Here is a 17,310-nt window from a genome sequence, read left to right on the forward strand (position 1 = left end):
GGACATGGCAATCGCCGGAGCGCGCCGCCGGGCCGCACACGACGAACCGGCCATCGTCACGGTCGGAGACGTGACCAAGGTGGCGCGCCAGCACTACGGGTACCTCTTCGTGGAGCGCGAAGAAGCAGCTGCCGCCCTCCGCCAGCGCTATGAGGCCTCCGACTGCCGGGTGGACTGCATGACCGACGCCTTCAACTGACTGCCTCCTCGGCAAGTGCTTGACGCCAGGGTGCCGGAGCTGTCACCTGATCGTTGGTCACGCTGAAAAGGCGCCGTGATTGGACGCTGGGCCTGGTGGGAGTGGTGCCGGGCTCAGCGTGGGGGTGTGCTCGGAGGCGGCAGAGGTGATCAGCGTTGCTTGCGGCTGGCGACGTAGTCGAGCCAGTCGCCGGCCTGATACGCCAGCTGGGTCGTGGTCCTCCTCGACGGCACCCTGATCCGTACCCACCGCCGCACCGGGAAGGACGACCGGAAGAACTACTCAGGCAAGCACAAGGCCCACGGCCTGCTGTTTCTCGCACTGCCCGACGAGAAGGGCAACTTGATCTGGATCTCCGACGGCCAAGCCCGGCCGGTCCAGCGAGATCACCACCGCCCGCCACAACAAGATCACCGAACATCTGCGGGAAGCCGGCCTCGGCGCCCTGGCCGACCTCGGCTTCGTCGGCCTCGACGACAAACCCGACGACGACCCGGTGATCATCACCGGCCGCAAGGCCACCCGCAACCATCAGCTGACCGCCGCCGAGAAGGAAGCGAACCGCTTGGTCAGCCGCGAACGCGCCGCCAACGGACACGGCTTCGCGAACCTCAAGAACTGGCGGATCCTGCCCCAGCTCCGCACCGACACCCGGCAGGCCACCACGCTCCTGCGGGCCCTGCTCGTCCTGGCGAACAGCGAAGTACAGCGGTAACGAGACGGGGCGGACGATCTCGCCCCGACGATCACGCCACCTGCCAGCGTGAGGGCCTCATCGACACATCACACCAGCCCCACTGAACTGCGGAAACGAACTTGGCGGAGGCTCATTGGAGAGGATCTCGCTCATGTCCCCTGTCTACGGCAGGCTCTGGTGAGCCACAACGACGCCCAGGAGGGCTCCTCGCAGGAGTACGGCTTAGGGCGTGTCCGCAAAGTCCCGCCTGCCCCGCGACGCCCGGCACGCACTCTCGCCGCACCGGGCGAACACCCACGTACAACCAGTACGCGGGCGTCCGCCCGGCACGCCGAGAGCACGCACCGGACGCCGCGAGGCCCGCCCTCCGGGCGGACGACGGGACTTTGCGGACACGCCCTAGGGCTGGCCCTATGGACAGGTGTTTCCCCTGTCCGTTGTCCGCATTCCCGGCCGCGCACGCGCGCGCGGGTCGCGAGGGCGCCTCCAGGCCCGCCGTGCAGGCCGCCTCAGTACCCGCCGTGCAACAGGCCCGCGTCGACTTCCCCAATCCGCGCGCAGCCGGCCAGGGCCATGGCCGTCGACAACTGCGTACGGTACGAGTCCATCAGGGCAGTCACACCCGCCGCACCGCCCAGGGCCAGGGACCACACGATCGGGCGCCCCAGGAGCACTGCCCTCGCGCCCAGAGCCAGGGCCACCAGGACATCGGTACCGGTGCGAACACCGCCGTCCACGAGCACCGGGACCTCGGCACCCACCGCCGCCGCGACCGAGGGCAGGGCGTCCGCGGAGGCTACGGCCCGATCCAGCTGCCGTCCGCCGTGGTTGGAGACGATCACCCCGGCCGCCCCTGCGGTCACACACGTCTTCGCGTCGTCGGCCCGCAGCACGCCCTTGACCAGCACCGGCAGCCCTGACATCTGGTGCAGCCGCCCGATGGCGTTCAGCCCCAGCGACGGGTCCTGCTCCCAGCCGGGCAGCCGGGTCCCCACCCCGACCGACCGGCACAGCTCGTCGTCCTCGGGAAGCGGCAGCGGCAGCCCTGACGTCGCCCGTGGCGGTACGTACGGGGCATCCACCGTCAGTACCAGGGCTTGGGCCCCGGCCGCGACGGCTCGCTCCACCTGACGGCGGGTGATATCCGCGTCCCGCAGCCAGTACACCTGATACCACCAGGGGCCAGCCGCCGCAGCGACCTCTTCCGGGTGACAGGTCGCGCGGGAGGAGAGCACGAATAGCGAACCGGCTGCGGCGACGCCCGCCGCCGTGGCCGTCTCGCCCTCGTCGTGCGCCATGCGGTGGAAGGCCGTCGGCCCCGCGACAACGGGCGCCGCCAGCCGGGTGCCCAGCAGTTCTACGCCCGTGTCGACGGACGAGACGTCGCGCAGCACCCGCGGCAGCAGCCGCCGACCGCGCCAGGCGCCCGCCGCCTCGCCCGTGCTGATCTCCTCGTCGGAACCGGCGGCGTAGAACTCGTACGCAGCGGTCGGCAGGACGGCCCGTGCTCGCGCGGCCAGCTCCTGCGACGCGCGGATGCCGAGGTCTTCCGGCTCGGGTCCGCTCGCCTCAGGCGCCGCCATCTCAGACCCAGTCCTGGGCGTCGACGGCCGCCCCGTCGCCGGACACGGTGACCGCGAACTCCAGCGCCGCCACGGCCTGCCGGGCCCGGGCCACGGCCTCGATGGCGTCCGCGCCGCGCGCCCGGACGAAGGCCGCGCGTGACTCCGAGCTGTCCAGGTCCCCGAGCTCGTCGCCACCGGCCAGCAGGGCCTCGGCCGCCACCACCCCCGGCCGGGCGGCAGCCTCGTCCAGGCCGTCGATCCGGACGAGCGTGCCGCGCGCCTGCGGCACCGCGAACCAGATCGCCTCCGGGCTGCGGTCCACCGAGGGGTCCGCCAGGATCTTGCGGATGTCCGGGAGCACCGACTGGCCCAGTGTCTGACGCACCACGCAGTCGACCAGGTCCACGCCGGTGACGTCCTGCACCAGGTACGGGATCTCGTCGCCGGCAAGCCGGACGTGGGTTTCGATTACCCGCGGCCCGGCGTCCGTCAACACCACCTCCGTGTGGGTGACGCCGTACGCGATCTCGAGAGCGTCCAGCAGCCGGCGCACGTAACTGTGCACGGCGTCGGTCTGCTCGCAGGAGAGGACGGCGGGCACCACATGGCCCAGCTCGACGAAGCCCACGGGGTCGGAGAACTTCCGCGTCACAGCGAGGATCTCGTGCTCGCCGCCCTCAGAGAAGGCCTCGACGCTGAACTGCGGACCCTCGTGGAAACGCTCCACCAGCACGCCCGCGTCCGGGATGACCTCGAAGTCGCGTGCGGCGCGCGCGAAGGCCGACTCGGCCTCGTCTACGGAACGGACGACGGAGACGCCGAAGCTGCCGGCGCCCTGGACCGGCTTGACCACGCACGGCGTGCCGTGCTCGGCCAGGAACGCCCGCAGCTCCGCCACGTCAGCGACTCGTCCGCCCGGGGTGTCGTCCACGCCGAGTTCCGCCAGCCGCTGCCGCATCGCGTGCTTGTCGTGCACCCAGGCGATGGTCTGCGACGAGTGGCAGGGCAGGCCCAGCGCGGCGGCGACTGCCGCGGCCCGGTCTTGGTCCCGCTCGCCGAAGGTACCCACGCGGGTGAAGGGCTGCCGCTCGTGTACGGCGGCGGCCAGGGCGGTCCACTCCTCGTCGGGGGCATCGCTGCGCAGTGCCAGCACCCGGTCGTGCTGCCCGGGCTTACGGATCTTGGGGACGAAGTCCATCCGGCACAGGATCGTCGTTGCGACGTCCGGGCCGCCCACCTCCCGGATCAGGCCGGGGATCTCGCGGCCGCCGCCGACGATGAGCACGTGTTCGGTCATGGGGTCACCTCGCTGGGAGAACTGGAAGCAGGGGAGGGGGCCGGCGCGGGCCCGGAAGCGAGGGCGGCCGGTGTGGTGCGGGGTGGTGCGCCGGTGGCCCGTACCACCGCGGCGGCCAGCGCGTACACCACGGCGAGCACGGCCCAGCCCGCCGTTCCCAGCGGCAGCAGCACACCCGTCATCAGCACCGGGCCGACGATTTGCTGACCCGTCATGCCCAGGCTGAAGGCCGCGAGGTAGCGGGCGCGAGCCGGGGCCGGCGACAGCTCGTACGACAGGTTCCACACGGCGACCGAGTGCACGTTCTCGCCCAACGTCAGCAGCACCACGGCGAGGACGGCGCACGCCGCCGCGGGCCACACCGGGACGTGCTCGGCGCCGGCGAACGCCGCGCACGAGACCAGCAACGGGATGAGGGCCACTGGTATCAGCCGCAGAGCGCCCGCGGTCGTCTCAGCGAACCGGGCCACGTATACCTGGAGCAGCACGGTCAGCACGGTGTTCACCGCCAGCAGCACCGAGACCGCCGAGGAGGGCGCGTCGGTGGCCGTGGTCAGCCACAGCGGCAGCAGGACGAAGAGCACAGAATCGTGCAGCGACAGCACGCCGTTGGAGACGGTGAAGAGCAGGAACCGCAGGTTTCGGAAGGGACTGCGCACGGCCGCGGGCGCCGGCTCGTCGCTGCTCGGTGCGGGGGCCGCTGACGCGGACACTGCCGGGGTGGTGGTCGCGGCCGAGTCAGCAGCGGCGGCCGCCCGGCGGCGCAGCTGCTCCACCACGGCGGCGATCACCCAGAAGGTCAGGGCGTTGCCCAGGAACAGTGCCACGAAGGCCGCTTGTTCCTCGATCGCGAGGACCGCACCCGCCAGCAGAAAGCCCGCCGTGAGGCCGATGTTGCGCACGGAGCGGATGGACGCCATCGTCCGTGTCTGGTTCTGCCCACCCTCGACGATGCCCACGACCACCTGTTGGAGCGGTGAGCAGCCCCGGTCCAGCGCGGTGAGGACACAGGTCAGTACGGCGTAGGGCCAGAAGCTGTCGACCAGCGCGAAACCGGCGTACCCGAGTCCGCGCATCGCCAGCAGCGCCACATACACCCGCGCCGGCCCCACCCGGTCGGCCAACCAGCCGAGTGGCATCGGGCTGAGCAACCCGGCCACAGCGGCCGCCGACAGCACCAAACCCACTCGGGCGGCGGGCAGGCCTACCACCGTGACGAAGTACAGGGTGGATGCCGCCAGGAACATGCCCGAGCCCACCGAGTCCACCGCGGCGCCCGCAGCCAGGCGGCGCCCGGCCGGCGTCTTCGGCAGGATGGACAGCAGCAGGCGCGTGGCCCGCCCGGCCGCGCGCTTGCGCCCGTTCGGCTCCCCGCTCATGGGCACGTCTCCCCGTTCATGCGCCGCTCCGTCCTGCGGATCCGGCGATCCAGTCCACGAGTTCCGCGGTACGCCGCACGTGAATGGCGGTGGCCGCCTCCGGCGGCGGCTGGCGCAGGTGGTTCCAGGTGTGCCGGCGGGCCGCGTTGACGCGGGTCTCCGCTTGCACGGCCGGGTAGGTGGGGGTGGCCGACAGCAGGGCCGCGCCCAGCGCCAGCCGGCCGATCCGATCCACCAGCACCCAGCCGCCCGCGGCCGTGTATGCCGGGTCGGTGCCGACCCACTCCTCGCGCGTGGCGCCCAGACCCGATAGCGCCGTATCGGCGATCTCCCAGGCGGCGGCCGCCCGGCCCGCCGGGCACGGGCCGAACGCGGTCCGCAGCCTCGCGCACACCGCGTCGTACACCTCGGCCGAGGCCAGAGCCGTCACGAGGGCGGCCGCCCGGCCCTGCGCCGCCACCGCGGAGGGCACTTCTGCGTCCGCCGCCTCGTCTGTGGCGGGCCGGGATGCGTCGGTGCTCGCCATGGCGAGGACACGGGCAGTGTCGGACTCCACGGCCCACAGGGTGCACCCGCGCAGCACGGCCGCCGCCGGGTGCCGGTCCGGCCCGGAGGCCGCCTCGCGCGCGGCCCAAGCCCGGGCGGCCGCCAGGTCGACCAGCCGGTCGCACAGCTCCTCGTCCAGGGCGGCCCGCCAGGCCTGCTCCGGGGCGCCGACGTCGCAGGCCGCCGCCGCGGCCACCGGCGCGCCCAGGACCGTCCGCAGCCGGAGCGCGGCGGCCTCCAGGCGTGCAACGGCAGTATGGATCATGCCGACCTCCGGGCCCCGGAAGGCCGGCACAACGGGGCCGCCGAGGCCCGCAACGCCGCCATTCGGTTCCGTGCTGATCACACCCGCTCCAGCCAGCACGCGTACTGCTCGTGTCGGCCGCTGACCACGGCCCGGAACAGTTCGCGCAGCTGCTTGGTCACCGGACCGACGCCTTTCGCGCCCAGCGGCCGCTCGTCCACCGAGGCCACTGGCACGACCTCGGTTGCGGTCCCGGTCAGGAACGCCTCGTCCGCGATGTAGACCTCGCTGCGTGGAATGCTCCGCTCCGTTACCTCCAGACCCAAGTCGCGGGCCATGGTGATGACGCTGTCGCGGGTGATGCCGGGCAGGATCCCGTCACTTACCGGCGGGGTGATCAGGGCGCCGTTGCGCACCAGGAACAGATTGGCGGCTGAGGCCTCCGCGATGTGCCCGGTCGCCGTCAGCATCAGCGCATCGTCGTAACCGGCGCGCTGCGCGCCCACCTTGGCCAGTGCGCTGTTGACGTACGCGCCCGTGGCTTTGGCGAGCGGCGGCACCGTCTGGTGCGAGTTGCGCTGCCAGTTGCTGACGATCAGACGGCAGCCCTCCGCCTCGGCACGGTCGCCCAGATACGAGCCCCATGGCCACACCGCGATTGACATTCGTACCGCGTCCAGCTGCGGCGCGACGCCCATCTCGCCGTAGCCAAGGTAAGCAATGGGGCGGATGTAGCACGAGTCGTGGCCGTTGTTCCGGACTAGCTCGATCACTGCAGAGACCAGCTCCTCGTCGGTCCACGGCAGTTCCATCAGGTACACCCGCGCCGAGTCGCGCAGCCGGGCCACGTGCTCGCGCAGCCGGAACACAGCCGGACCGGAGTTCGTGGCGTAGGCGCGGATGCCCTCGTAGACGCCCCATCCGTAGTGCAGGCTCGGAGTGAGCACGTGCACCTTCGCGTCGTCCCAGGGAACCAGCTCGCCGTCCATCCAGATGAACGGGGTCGGGGTCAGTGGCATGTGTGCTCAGTCTCCTTGTGAAGTGGTGCTGTCAGGCCCGAGGCTCAGCAGCCGGTCGTGCTCGCTCGCACCCTGCAGCCGCAGGGTCTCCTCGAGCTCGGCGCGGCCCACTCCGGTGAAGCGGAACCAGCCGTGGCGGGCCTCGAGGTCGCAGCCGCGTAGCTTCTTCGCCTCGTAGGCGGCCAGGCCATACCAGATCTCGCGCACATCGTGAGCCAGCGCCCAGCGGACCGTCTCGTGGTAGGTCAGGGCGAAGTAGACCCCCTTGGCGCGGTCGTCGTCGAAGCCGGCGGTGCGTCCGTACAGGGCCTGGCCCGCCCGCAAGTAGAGGACAAAACCGAGCGTCTCGCCGTCGCGTTCGGCGCTCAGCGCCAGGCAGCTGTCACCTACGGTCTCGCGGATGGCGTCGAAGTCCCGCTGGACGCGGGGCCGTCCGCCGGGCAGCCCGTACTTGGCGCGCAGCGCAACCTGGAGGTCGACGATCGGGTCCGACAGCGCCTCCGGCCCCTCGCGGACAACGGTGCGGAAGCCGGCCTCCGCGTACTCGCGCAGCTCGCGGTTGACGCGCATACGCTTGCGGCTGACCAGACCCGCCAAGTAGGCGTCCCAGTCCGGCGCGTCGAGCCGCAGGACGGACTCGGCCCCCAGCACTGCCGGGACGTGGCCGCGGGCCCGCGCCGCCGGGCCGAGGATGGCGGCTTGCTCGTCGGTGGCGTACAGCAGGGAAGTGCTGCGGCAGCCAAGCAGCTCGGCCGTCTCCTCCAACAGTCGCGGCAGCTCCGCCAAGACCCGGGCCTGGCCGACCGCGTCACGGCCGGCGGCGTGGACGATGCCGTGGTGCGAGCCGAACACGGCCAGCGCGAGTGAGGGATACTGGCCGCGGCGGGCGTCGGCCAACCGGTCGGCCAGCTCGTCCCAGCGCGCCCGCCGTTGCGGGTCCAGCAGCTCCGGGGCCCCGAAAGCGTTGGTCTCGCCAGTCATCTTCGGTGTGTCGTAGAAAAGCAGACCTGCGCCGTCATGGGTGACGAGCAGGGGAGCGAGGGCGACGAGCTCGCCGGCCTCGCGCACGGCGAGGTAGCGCACCTCGTGCAGGTCGGTGCGCTCGGTGAAGCGCCACCAACGGTCGTCCTCCCAGATCACCGCGGGTGCGGCGAGGGCCGGGAACTCCGCGGCGGTGGGACGTGCGTCCGGGCCGAGGATCTCGGCGGTCAAGTCGCTCACCGGGCTGCCCCCTCGGACCTGGCCTCCGGAGCGGGGGAGGGCTCCCAACCGAAGCCAGCCTCCGCCTCCGCGCCGGTCTTGTCGACCAGCGCGAGCAGTTCCTCGGCATCGTCCGCCGTCACCAGCCAGGTCGCGATGAAGTCGCCGGACTTGCGACCCGCGTACCGGGCCCCGCCCCAGTCCTCACCGAGCCGCGCGAGTACCGTGAAGTTCCGGGCCCCGGCGGGCGCCCTGGCGGGCAGCCTGACGATTCGCCCGTCGCGGGGCGGCAGGCCGAAGTTGGCTACCAGCGGCGCGGCCGCGGCGTGCGCCCGTACGGCGTCCAGTTCCACCGGCAGCCCGCACTCGATCCGCGCCCACAGGTGCCGGGGGTCCAGCCCGAGCACGGCCTCCAGCATGGCCGGGATCGGCGTGCCGCCCACCCGCCCGGCGATCTCGCACAGCACGATCTCCCCGGCGTCCGTCACGAAGAACTCGGCGTGCACGAACAGCGCGGGCGCCGCGGGCAGCGCGCCCACCAGTCGCCAGGTCTCCGTCACTAGCCGCTCGTACAGCGGATCCACGGTGGGCAGCGTCCAACTGCCGTTGCCGGAGTCGGTCCAGTGCGACAGGCAGCCGCCATCGGTGTAGACGGACGGAACACACACCACCGGCTCCCCTCCGACGTGCAGCGCGTCCACGTGGCACATCCGGCCGGTGACGTACCCCTCAACCTCGTGGTCGCCGTCGGTCACCCGGTCGGCCACTTCCGCGATCTGCGCCGGATCGTGCAGCACCGCCACGCCCGTCGAACCGGAACCGCCGCGCGGCTTGACCACGATCGGTCCCGGGTTGGCCGCCATGAAGGCCGCCACGTCCGCCGCCGAGGCCACCGCCGCGAACGGTGGCACCGGTACCCCGCCGGTCGCCGCCAGTTCCTTCATCAGCACCTTGTCGCGGTATGCGCGGGCACTGGCGGGTAGTTGGCCCGGCAGCCCGAACTCGGCGCGCAGCGCCGCCGCCCGCTCGACGTCCACCTCGGCCAGGGCCAGCACCCGCGTGACGCCGTGACGGTCGGCCATCCGCCGGGCCGCCGCAAGGACGGCCGCGTCGTCGGTGTAGTCGGCGACCCGCTCAACGTCGAGAAAGCCGGGCCCGAGGGCCACCCCCTCCACGGTGACGGCCAGCAGCCGGCCCGACTGCTCCCGCAGCCACTCGGCGAACGGCAGGCCGGCATTGCGTGGGCTGAGCAGGACGAGGATCACGTCGATACCTCCGGCCAGGCCACGCCCTGCTCGGTGGCGAGTACTGCGAAGGCCTGCGCGGTGTGCGGGTCCAGCGGAATGCCCTTCTGCGCCCGCTCGGAGGCGATGCGCCGCTGCGGATCGCCGGGCACTTGGACGGGCTGTTCAGCGTCGGCCCCAGGCCGGGCGCCCCGTGTGGTGTCCAGCATGCCGGTGAGCCCCGCCGCGAACTGCTCGCTGCCCGCGAAGGCGGCCGGATCCAGGCAGATCACCAGGTGGCCGATGCCCCGGCTGCGGCCGGGGGTGGAGGCGCCGATGTGCTCCAGCTCCCAGTCCGCCGGCGAACCGGTCAGCACCGCGCCCAGCAGGGTGGCCACCATCGCCAGGCCCTGCCCCTTGTAGCCGCCCAGCGGCGAGAGTGCGTACGCCTGTTCCGGATCGGTGGCTGGTCGGCCCTCGGTGTCGGTGGCCCAGCCGGCGTCCAGCGTCCGGCCGTGCTTGCGGCGCTCTTTGATCTCGCCGAAGCAGACCTGGCTCGTGGCCATGTCGAGGGCGAATTCGTCGCCCTCGGCGGCCGCGGCGAAGCTCAGCGGATTGGTGCCGAACAGCGGATCGGTCCCGGAGAACGGGGCAACCCGCGAGGCGGCGGAGGTGGTCACGATGCCGACCATGCCCTGCTTGGCGAGGTAGCGGCTGTAGACGGAAGCCGCCCCGAAGTGGTTGGAGTTGCGGACCCCGACCGCGGCCACGCCGTGGGTGCGGGCCCGCTCGGCGGCGAACCGGGCGGCCGCCAGGCCGGCCACCACCCCCAGCGCGCCGTCGGCGTCGAGCATGGCGGCCGCTCCGCTGTCCCGTATCGTGCGGATCTTCGGGCGGGCGGTGGCGATCGCGTCGGCCAGCTCGTCCAAGTACTGCGGCAGCAGGCGCAGGCCGTGGGTGTCGATGCCACGCAGCGAGGTCTCGGTCAAGGCGTGCGCCACGTCCCGGGCATCGTCGGGGGAGAGCCCTGCGCGGGTCAGCGCCGTCTCGGCCAGGGCTACGGCGGTGGTGGCCGGGAGCAGAGGGGCGAGTGCGGGCGCGGCGGCCGTGGCGTCCCCGGCGGCCGTCGTGTGCTGCATGTCGTGCACGTGGCTCATGCGGGTTCGTTCGCCTTCCAGACCATGGGGGAGGACGGGTCGCCGCCGTCCGAGAGGGTGCCGTCGCCGGGGGTGTCGTCGCGGTCGCTACGGCCGGTGTCGGCGCCGTCGGGGGAATCAGCGAGAGGACGGAAACCAGCCGTGCGGCAGGCCTCCCGTACGCCGTCGTGCCCCGTCCGCAGCCAGACCATGTCCGCCCCGTCGGCGACCGCGCGCGTGACTGCGCCGCGTACCAGCGCCTTCAGTTCCTCGGGGACCGCCGCGTCGGCGGGCCCGGCCGGCACGTCGAGCTGCCGGACGGTGTCCGCTGACGTCCGGCCGGGCAGCGGCCGGCGCCGGATGCGTACCGAGGCCAGGGCCGCACCGTCGCGGTAGACGAACAGTTCCTCACCGTCCCAGCCGACCTCGCCGGCCGCCGTGGGACGCACTGTGAACGCCGGCCCGCGGTACGCGGGCACGAAGCCTGTACCGGGCGCCTTGGGCAGCGTGATGCCGCCCTCGGCGTCGAGCAGCACGCCGGTGCCCGTGTCCACCGCCAGGAGTGCGATGCTGTCGGCGTCCAAGTGGTCGACGAGGGGGCCCAAGTGGGCCGCGGCCGACACGCCGGCGCTGGACTCCGGCATGCAGCCGAGCATCGTGCCCAGCCCGGCCGCCCGCGCCGCGCCCAGCATCCGCAGGGCCGGCGTGATACCGCCTGCCTTCATCAGCTTCAGGTTCACGCCGTGGAACGCCTCGGCGCAGGCGTCGAGGTCGTGCGGTCCCGTGATGCTCTCGTCCGCGTAGACCGGGATCGGGGAGATCTCCTTGAGCGCCCTGGCCGCCGCCCACGACTCGCGCGGGAAGGGCTGCTCCAGCAGGGTGACGCCGAGCTCCGTCATCGCGTCCAGCGCCGCTGTCGTCGCGGCGGGTTCCCAGCCGCAGTTGCCGTCGACAAGGAACGGTGCCTCGGTGTGCTCGCGCAGCGCCTTGAGGATGTGCAGGTCAGTGGGCGCGGCCAGCTTGACCTTGTACGCGGGCCAGCCCGGTCGCTCCAGCAGTTTGCGCACCATCACCGCGGGCTCGTCCAGCCCGATGCTGTAGCTGGAGCGCAGCGCGCCCGGCTCGGCTGCGCCCAGCCGCCGCCACAGCGGTACGCCCGCCAGCCGGGCCGCCAGGTCGTGCGCTGCCACGTCCAGCGCGGCGAGCGCGAACGGCGAGCCGGCCAGCAGCGGAGCCAGCACCGACCACGCCCCCTCGGGGTCGTCGGCCGGAAGCCGGCGCAGTGTCCCCGCGGCAAGCCGCAGCGCCGCGTGCAGGGCGTCGAGCGAGGAGTTGTAGCGGTCGGTCATGAATGCCGAAGCCTCACCGAAACCGGACTGCCCGCCCGCTGTCAGCTCGACGAGAACGCCCGGCTGCACCGGGATCGCCTCGCGGGCGCTGCGCCACACGTCGTGGTCCGTGAGGCGGATTTCGTGGACGTGGAGCCTCATCGCTGCTCACCCGCGTACCCCGGCAGGGTGGTGCCGAAGGACACCGGCTTGAGCTCGTCATACCACTGCGCGTGCTCGTCGTACGCCGCGAAGAACGGCCGCCCTACCCACTCGGGACGGCGGGCCTGGATGAAGCTGAGGACGAACGCCCGCTCGCCCGCCACCTCTGTCGTGCCGTGCAGCATCACCTTGCCGGGCGCGGCGGACATCACCGGACCGCGGGCGGTCCGGGCCAGACCTGAGACCCCCCGTACGGCCTCGCTGTAGATGTCGAGGGCGCGGGCGAGGGGGAGGCCGAAGTAGCTGCTCGCCCCGGTGTCCCGCTCCACGAACATGTAGTAGGGAATGACGCCCAGTTCGACTTGGAGCTGCCACATCCGCGACCAGGCGGCGGGGTCGTCGTTCACGTGCGCCACCAGCGGGGCCTGGGCCCGCACCTCGGCGCCGGTGGCGCGGATCCGGGCGATCGCCTCGCGCACCTGGGCCGTCTCCAACTCTCGCGGGTGCGAGAAGTGCGCCATCAGGGCCACGTGCCGGCCCTTCGCCACGCACTCCTCGAACAGCTGCAGCAGGTCGTGTGCGTCCGGGCCCGTGGTGAACCGGGCGGGCCAGTACGACAGGGCCTTGGTGCCGAACCGGAGGGTGCGCACCGTGTCGGCCCGAGCCAGCAGCGGCTCGACCCAGCGACGCAGCACCTCAGTCCGCATGATCATCGGGTCGCCGCCGGTGAACAGGACGTCGGTGACCTCCGGGTGGTGGGCCAGGTAGCCCGTGAGGTCCGCCGGGTCACGCAGCGCCTGGCGCAGCTCCTCCTGGCTGACGAACTGGGCCCAGCGAAAGCAGTAGCCGCAGTACGAGTGGCAGGTCTGCCCCTGGGAGGGGAAGACCAGCACCGTCTCGGCGTATTTGTGCTGGAGGCCGTCCAGCCGGCGCCCGTCGAGGGTCGGCACGTTCGACTCGAGCTGGCCGCCCGGGTGCGGGTTCAGTTCCAGCTGGGCGGCGATGGCGGCCGCGCGCACCTCGGAGCGCGGCGCCCCCGCGTCCAGCAGCGCAGCTATCCGGTGGAAGACCGGCGCGGGCAGCATGTCGCGATGCGGGAAGGTGAGCCGGAAGATCGGGTCGTCCGGCGCCGCCGCCCAGTCGATCAGCTCGTCGGCCACGTACTCGTTGACCTTGAACGGCAGCACGCTGGAGACCACTCGCAGGTCGCGGACGTACTCGTCCGGCATGCCGCGGTCTCGCGCGAGCTGCGCAAGACGCTCGTTGGCGTAGTGCTTCACGGGGGGTTCGCCTCGTTTCCGCTCAGCTCGCCACGTGGGACTTGGACCAGTCGAACTCGACGAGGTCCTGGACCCCCATCCGCTCGATGAGGGTATGCAGGCCCGTGTAGTCGCGGACCAGACGGCTCCGGCTCTGCTCGGCCTGGCAGTCGTGGAGCATCTCGTGGCCGCCCTCGACGCCGACCAGGTCCATGATCCGGTGCCAGGTCGTGTAGTCGGTGGCCACGAAGGCCTCCAGTCCCTCGAACAGCATGTCGCGGAAGAAGCGCTGCTTCTTCTCGTCGAGGCGGTCGTGGACGACCTCTGCGAGCACCGCGGAGATCGAGGCGTGGCAGTACTCGTCCCGGTTGTGGAGCTTGGCGGTGCTGCTGTTGATCGGCTGGATGTCCGGGTCGTCAGCGAGCAGGTCCAGGTACGCGTTGATGGAGATCTCCGACACCGTCGCGAAGGCGAGGGTGGTCAGCGACCGCTGCCAACGCTCGTCCGCGCTCTCCCGCAGGCGCATGTGCTCGCGCGCCGTGTGGGAGATGGGCAGATCGTGGTCGGGCATCGCCCAGCCGCGCTTGCGCCGGGTGACGGCGCTGGCGTTGAGGTGCATCAGTGTGTGGTACTGCTCGTCGACCATGGCCTGGGCCAGCGAGATGTTGAGCGCCTCGTCCTGGAGCTCGGGGTACTCACCCTCCATGACCAGGGCGAAGGCAGGGTTGGCCACCTTCTGCTCGGCCATGATGGTGTGCCGGTTGTACGCGATCCAGGCCCAGCTGAGCAGCTGGCTCTTTTTCTCCGGGTCCAGCGTCCGATACGTCGGGTGGTCACGGAACGGCAGGATCCGCTCGGGGTAGTCGGGGCGGTCGAGCTCAAACAGGTCGTCGAGGTTCGGCTCGTCTCGCTTGACGGTGGCACGCCGGTGCCAGTTGCCAATCAGGCGACGGATGACGGCGCTTTCAATCTGGTCGTCGGGGTTGTGGCGGGGGACGCCCTCTGGCAGTCCCCGGAGCTCCTCCGGCAGTCCGGTGGGGAACTCCTCGTCCTGAACCGGCGCGTTCCGGTCGTCAGTCATGCGTGGGCCTAACGTGATCGGAGTCTGTCGCGGGTGATCGGTCCACCGGTGACGGGGTGACTGGTGACGGGCGCGCGGTTCAGCGCTGGGTGGCGATCCAGTAGCGGGTGAGGTGGCGCCGCTTGTCCGTGTAGGCGGAACGGGCGTGCACCATGCGCTGGTTGTCCCAGACCAGGACGTGGTTCTCGGGGATGAGCACCGAGACCCGGTTCTCGCGGAAGAAGGCCTCGGCCTGCTCCGCAAGGTGGATGCCGAAGCTGCCGAGCGGCAGTTGCTCCGGGGCGACGGACGCGTCGACCGGCGGGTCGTACTGGCCGGTGGTCAGCAGGTTGTAGCTGAAGCGGAGGATCTCCTGGCCGCTGTCGGTGACCTCGACGACGGGGCGGCGGACGCCCTCCGTGCCGACGCCTCCGGTGTTGTGGCCGATCCAGTCGACGGTGTGCTCATAAAGTGCGGCCCGGTCGCGCTCGGGCAGCGAGGCGATGAACGCCCGCATGTCGGCGAGTTCGGTGTGGCCGCTGCCGCAGGTGGCCTGGACCCGGCAGTGCAGGGCCAGGTAGGTGGGCGGCGGGTTCCAGCCCGGCGCCTCTGTGTGCACCAGGATCGTGTTGACGCTCTTGCTGTAGCGGCGCTCCTCGAACCCGGGAGCGGCCTTCACCTCGTAGCGCAGGGAGCCGTCGTACTGCGGGACAAGATCGCCGAAGAGGCCGACCGCAGCGGCCGCATCCTCGTCCGTGGTGATCGCCTTGAGCAGCGTGTACCCCTGCTCGGCAAGTTCCCGAGTGTGCATATCAAGGGCCGTAGACATTTAGGACTCCCCCATCCTCAATCGAAACGGGCAGGGCGGTGATCGGGTCAAGATCAGGCCGCCGGTAAACCCGGAGTGATCATCCGTGAGCAGCGGGTGGGGCCGCAATGGTTCACATTGTGAGATGACTCACGGAACCAAATGCTCCGACCACCTTTTCGGTGCCGGGGTTTCTCGCGGGTGAATCCATCCTGAACAGCGTTGATTGCACGCCTGGTTGAGTAGTCTGTTTGTGGGGATCCCGTCCGGTTAGCATGCGCCGTATGACGAATATCGGTATCCGTCCCGCACTCCCGGGCGACATCCCGGCCATCGTGGCCATGCTCGCCGACGACGCACTGGGATCGACCCGCGAGTCTCCCGATGACCTGGCTCCCTACCAGGCAGCATATGAGCGACTGCAAATCGACCCGAACCAGCTACTGGTCGTCGCCGACGCGGACGGCGAGGTCGTCGGCACCCTCCAGCTCACGATCATCCCGGGGCTGTCCCGCAAAGGGTCGACCCGTTCGATCATCGAAGGCGTACGCGTGCACAGCTCCCAGCGCGGCCACGGCCTCGGTGCCCGGCTCATCGAGTGGGCCATCGAGGAGTCCCGCCGCCAGGATTGCCAACTGGTCCAGCTCACCTCGGACGCAGTGCGCACCGACGCGCATCGCTTCTATGAGCGTCTGGGGTTCGCGGGCTCGCACGTGGGATTCAAGCTGCAGCTCTGATCTCCCCCACGTGCCCGCAGCCCGATGAGAACCCAGGCCGCAGCGCGGCAGCCGGCCTGTGGGCAAGGTTGTCCACAGGCGCGGGTCAGTCCGCAGGACCAGCGGGGGTATGGCCTTCATCAGCTCGCCCTACCTTTCTGATCATGGGCCCCAGCCATTCGTAGGGTTGTGGCACCCAGGGGAGTGGGGCGTGGCTCTCAGCTGCGCTGCCGTCCATGGCTTCGGAGGCTTGGCCGCCCCGCTCTCCACGACGACTCGGCCGCCGATTGGGAAGTGCGAACAGGTCGCTGTGTAGGGCGATGCCGGCGAGGTCGTCCGTGGTACGCAGGGCAGGAACGACTTCGGGAGCACAATGAGCCGGATATGGGCCGGGATCGACTGAGGCAAGACTCACCACCACTGCGTCGCCATGGAGGCTGACGGCAAGACCCTGTTGTCGCGCCGGGTGGCCAACGACGAGCCGGAGCTCCTCCAGCTGCTCGGTGACGTCCTCGACACCGCGGACGGCCGCGAGGTGACCTGGGCGCTGGACATGACGGGCGGCGAACCCGGGCTGCTGATCGCAGTCCTGATCCACCACATGCAGGAGCTGCTGTACATCCCCGGCCGCATGGTGAACCGCGCGTCCGACGCCTACCGCGGCGAAGGCAAGAACGACGCTCGCGACGCCAGGATCATCGCTGACCAGGCACGCATGCGCCGGGACCTTCGGCCCATCCGCCCGGCGACGAGGCCACGATCGAGCTGGCACTTCGCGGTTGGTATGGATGAGCCACGTGCTGAGTGCAGCGACAACAGACATGCCCCGGCGAATGTGTGTGTCGGGGAGGGACGGCGCATCAGGGTCGTCGAAGAACCGGAGGTCCTTTGTGGCCATGACCGGCTTCTTCACGACGCGCCCAAGCTCATCGAGGCGTGTGTCGGTGCCCCGTCCGTTGTCGGCGACGGCCACCGAGCCATCTGAGTAGAGGGTGATTAGCCCTACGACCGTCGGTTGATGGACCTGATAGGCGAACTGTCCACCCGTAGCGAGGAGTTCCGCCACCGCTGGGCCGCGCACAACGTCCGCATCCACACCACCGGAGTGAAGCTTCTCCACCACCCGGTCGTCGGCGACCTCGACCTGCCCTTCGAGACCTTCCCGCTCGGGGACGGCTCCGGCCAGTTCCTCCTCACCTACACCGCTGAGCCCACCTCGCCCTCGCAGGATGCCCTGACTTTGCCGGCCAGTTGGGCCGCGGCCAACGACGACGCCGAGCGGTCAGCCCCGGCCGACGACTCCGAGCAGGACACCTAGGGCGTGTCCGCAAAGTCCCGCCTGCCTCGCGACGCCCGGCACGCCCTCTCGCCGCACCGGGCGAACACCCACGTACAACCAGTACGCGGGCGTCCGCCCGGCACGCCGAGAGCACGCACCGGACGCCGCGAGGCCCGCCCTCCGGGCGGACGAC

Annotated in this window: 15 protein-coding genes and 2 pseudogenes; 5 read left to right on the top strand and 12 right to left on the bottom strand. The window is 71.2% G+C overall.

The window, feature by feature from the left end; all coding sequences use genetic code 11:
- Nucleotides 1–4: 4 nt before the first annotated feature.
- Together QC385_RS30675 and QC385_RS44345 are read left to right on the top strand one after the other, a co-directional pair.
- Entirely contained in the window at nt 5–199 is a 195-nt protein-coding gene (locus QC385_RS30675) for a hypothetical protein (RefSeq protein WP_279544617.1), read from the top strand.
- 421 nt (nt 200–620) lie between these two features.
- Nucleotides 621–914, top strand: a complete 294-nt coding sequence (locus QC385_RS44345; RefSeq protein ID WP_443033036.1) for a transposase family protein — start codon at nt 621–623, stop codon at nt 912–914.
- Nucleotides 915–1,405: 491 nt separating this feature from the next.
- Here QC385_RS44345 and QC385_RS30685 read toward each other — a convergent pair whose 3' ends face one another.
- The 12 genes from QC385_RS30685 to QC385_RS30740 form a co-directional block, all read right to left on the bottom strand.
- Nucleotides 1,406–2,479, bottom strand: a complete 1,074-nt coding sequence (locus QC385_RS30685; protein WP_279544618.1) for an alpha-hydroxy acid oxidase — start codon at nt 2,477–2,479, stop codon at nt 1,406–1,408.
- 1 nt (nt 2,480) lies between these two features.
- A complete protein-coding gene (locus tag QC385_RS30690) occupies nt 2,481–3,758 on the bottom strand; it encodes an ATP-grasp domain-containing protein (RefSeq protein WP_279544619.1) in 1,278 nt (425 codons plus the stop codon).
- Nucleotides 3,755–5,137, bottom strand: coding sequence for an MFS transporter (locus tag QC385_RS30695; RefSeq protein WP_279544620.1), 1,383 nt, complete (start codon nt 5,135–5,137; stop codon nt 3,755–3,757). Before QC385_RS30695 ends, QC385_RS30690 begins: the two co-directional genes overlap by 4 nt.
- A 16-nt stretch (nt 5,138–5,153) precedes the next feature.
- The gene (locus tag QC385_RS30700; protein ID WP_279544621.1) at nt 5,154–5,948 is read right to left on the bottom strand and encodes a hypothetical protein; all 795 of its coding nucleotides are present in this window, start codon (nt 5,946–5,948) and stop codon (nt 5,154–5,156) included.
- A gap of 77 nt (nt 5,949–6,025) precedes the next feature.
- A complete protein-coding gene (locus tag QC385_RS30705; protein ID WP_279544622.1) occupies nt 6,026–6,946 on the bottom strand; it encodes a branched-chain amino acid transaminase in 921 nt (306 codons plus the stop codon).
- 6 nt (nt 6,947–6,952) lie between these two features.
- A complete protein-coding gene (locus QC385_RS30710; RefSeq protein WP_279544623.1) occupies nt 6,953–8,167 on the bottom strand; it encodes a GNAT family N-acetyltransferase in 1,215 nt (404 codons plus the stop codon).
- Nucleotides 8,164–9,411: an ATP-grasp domain-containing protein gene (locus tag QC385_RS30715; RefSeq protein WP_279544624.1), complete on the bottom strand. Its 1,248-nt coding sequence runs from the start codon at nt 9,409–9,411 to the stop codon at nt 8,164–8,166. The genes QC385_RS30710 and QC385_RS30715 overlap by 4 nt, the downstream gene beginning before the upstream one ends.
- Nucleotides 9,408–10,526: an Ldh family oxidoreductase gene (locus tag QC385_RS30720; RefSeq protein ID WP_279544625.1), complete on the bottom strand. Its 1,119-nt coding sequence runs from the start codon at nt 10,524–10,526 to the stop codon at nt 9,408–9,410. Before QC385_RS30720 ends, QC385_RS30715 begins: the two co-directional genes overlap by 4 nt.
- Complete coding sequence (locus QC385_RS30725; protein WP_279544626.1) at nt 10,523–11,995, bottom strand: dipeptide epimerase; 1,473 nt, start codon at nt 11,993–11,995, stop codon at nt 10,523–10,525. The genes QC385_RS30720 and QC385_RS30725 overlap by 4 nt, the downstream gene beginning before the upstream one ends.
- Nucleotides 11,992–13,275: a KamA family radical SAM protein gene (locus QC385_RS30730; RefSeq protein ID WP_279544627.1), complete on the bottom strand. Its 1,284-nt coding sequence runs from the start codon at nt 13,273–13,275 to the stop codon at nt 11,992–11,994. The genes QC385_RS30725 and QC385_RS30730 overlap by 4 nt, the downstream gene beginning before the upstream one ends.
- Before the next feature lie 22 nt (nt 13,276–13,297).
- A complete protein-coding gene (locus QC385_RS30735; RefSeq protein WP_279544628.1) occupies nt 13,298–14,335 on the bottom strand; it encodes an AurF N-oxygenase family protein in 1,038 nt (345 codons plus the stop codon).
- Nucleotides 14,336–14,414: 79 nt separating this feature from the next.
- Complete coding sequence (locus tag QC385_RS30740) at nt 14,415–15,125, bottom strand: TauD/TfdA family dioxygenase (protein ID WP_279544629.1); 711 nt, start codon at nt 15,123–15,125, stop codon at nt 14,415–14,417.
- A 281-nt stretch (nt 15,126–15,406) separates the two neighbouring features.
- On the opposite strand from QC385_RS30740, the gene QC385_RS30745 reads away from it, so the two are divergent.
- From QC385_RS30745 to QC385_RS30755, 3 genes and pseudogenes are all read left to right on the top strand, one after another.
- Entirely contained in the window at nt 15,407–15,859 is a 453-nt protein-coding gene (locus tag QC385_RS30745; protein WP_279544630.1) for a GNAT family N-acetyltransferase, read from the top strand.
- A 409-nt stretch (nt 15,860–16,268) separates the two neighbouring features.
- Nucleotides 16,269–16,612 (top strand): annotated as a pseudogene (locus QC385_RS30750) (IS110 family transposase); the annotation flags it as partial.
- 238 nt (nt 16,613–16,850) lie between these two features.
- Nucleotides 16,851–17,156: pseudogene (locus QC385_RS30755) on the top strand (MmyB family transcriptional regulator); the annotation flags it as partial.
- Between the last annotated feature and the right edge of the window lie 154 nt (nt 17,157–17,310).

This window comes from Streptomyces sp. DH10 (assembly GCF_029813805.1).
GTDB classification, from domain to species: Bacteria; Actinomycetota; Actinomycetes; order Streptomycetales; family Streptomycetaceae; genus Streptomyces; species Streptomyces coeruleofuscus.

What these genes read in the sequence shown, in the direction of transcription:
- QC385_RS30725 (WP_279544626.1), bottom strand. Translation starts at nt 11,995, where the DNA reads ATGAGGCTCCACGTCCACGAAATCCGCCTCACGGACCACGACGTGTGG.
- QC385_RS30675 (WP_279544617.1), top strand. Translation starts at nt 5, where the DNA reads ATGGCAATCGCCGGAGCGCGCCGCCGGGCCGCACACGACGAACCGGCC.
- QC385_RS30695 (WP_279544620.1), bottom strand. Translation starts at nt 5,137, where the DNA reads ATGAGCGGGGAGCCGAACGGGCGCAAGCGCGCGGCCGGGCGGGCCACG.
- QC385_RS30735 (WP_279544628.1), bottom strand. Translation starts at nt 14,335, where the DNA reads ATGACTGACGACCGGAACGCGCCGGTTCAGGACGAGGAGTTCCCCACC.
- QC385_RS30685 (WP_279544618.1), bottom strand. Translation starts at nt 2,479, where the DNA reads ATGGCGGCGCCTGAGGCGAGCGGACCCGAGCCGGAAGACCTCGGCATC.
- QC385_RS30690 (WP_279544619.1), bottom strand. Translation starts at nt 3,758, where the DNA reads ATGACCGAACACGTGCTCATCGTCGGCGGCGGCCGCGAGATCCCCGGC.
- QC385_RS30740 (WP_279544629.1), bottom strand. Translation starts at nt 15,125, where the DNA reads ATGCACACTCGGGAACTTGCCGAGCAGGGGTACACGCTGCTCAAGGCG.
- QC385_RS30745 (WP_279544630.1), top strand. Translation starts at nt 15,407, where the DNA reads ATGACGAATATCGGTATCCGTCCCGCACTCCCGGGCGACATCCCGGCC.
- QC385_RS30700 (WP_279544621.1), bottom strand. Translation starts at nt 5,948, where the DNA reads ATGATCCATACTGCCGTTGCACGCCTGGAGGCCGCCGCGCTCCGGCTG.
- QC385_RS30705 (WP_279544622.1), bottom strand. Translation starts at nt 6,946, where the DNA reads ATGCCACTGACCCCGACCCCGTTCATCTGGATGGACGGCGAGCTGGTT.
- QC385_RS30720 (WP_279544625.1), bottom strand. Translation starts at nt 10,526, where the DNA reads ATGAGCCACGTGCACGACATGCAGCACACGACGGCCGCCGGGGACGCC.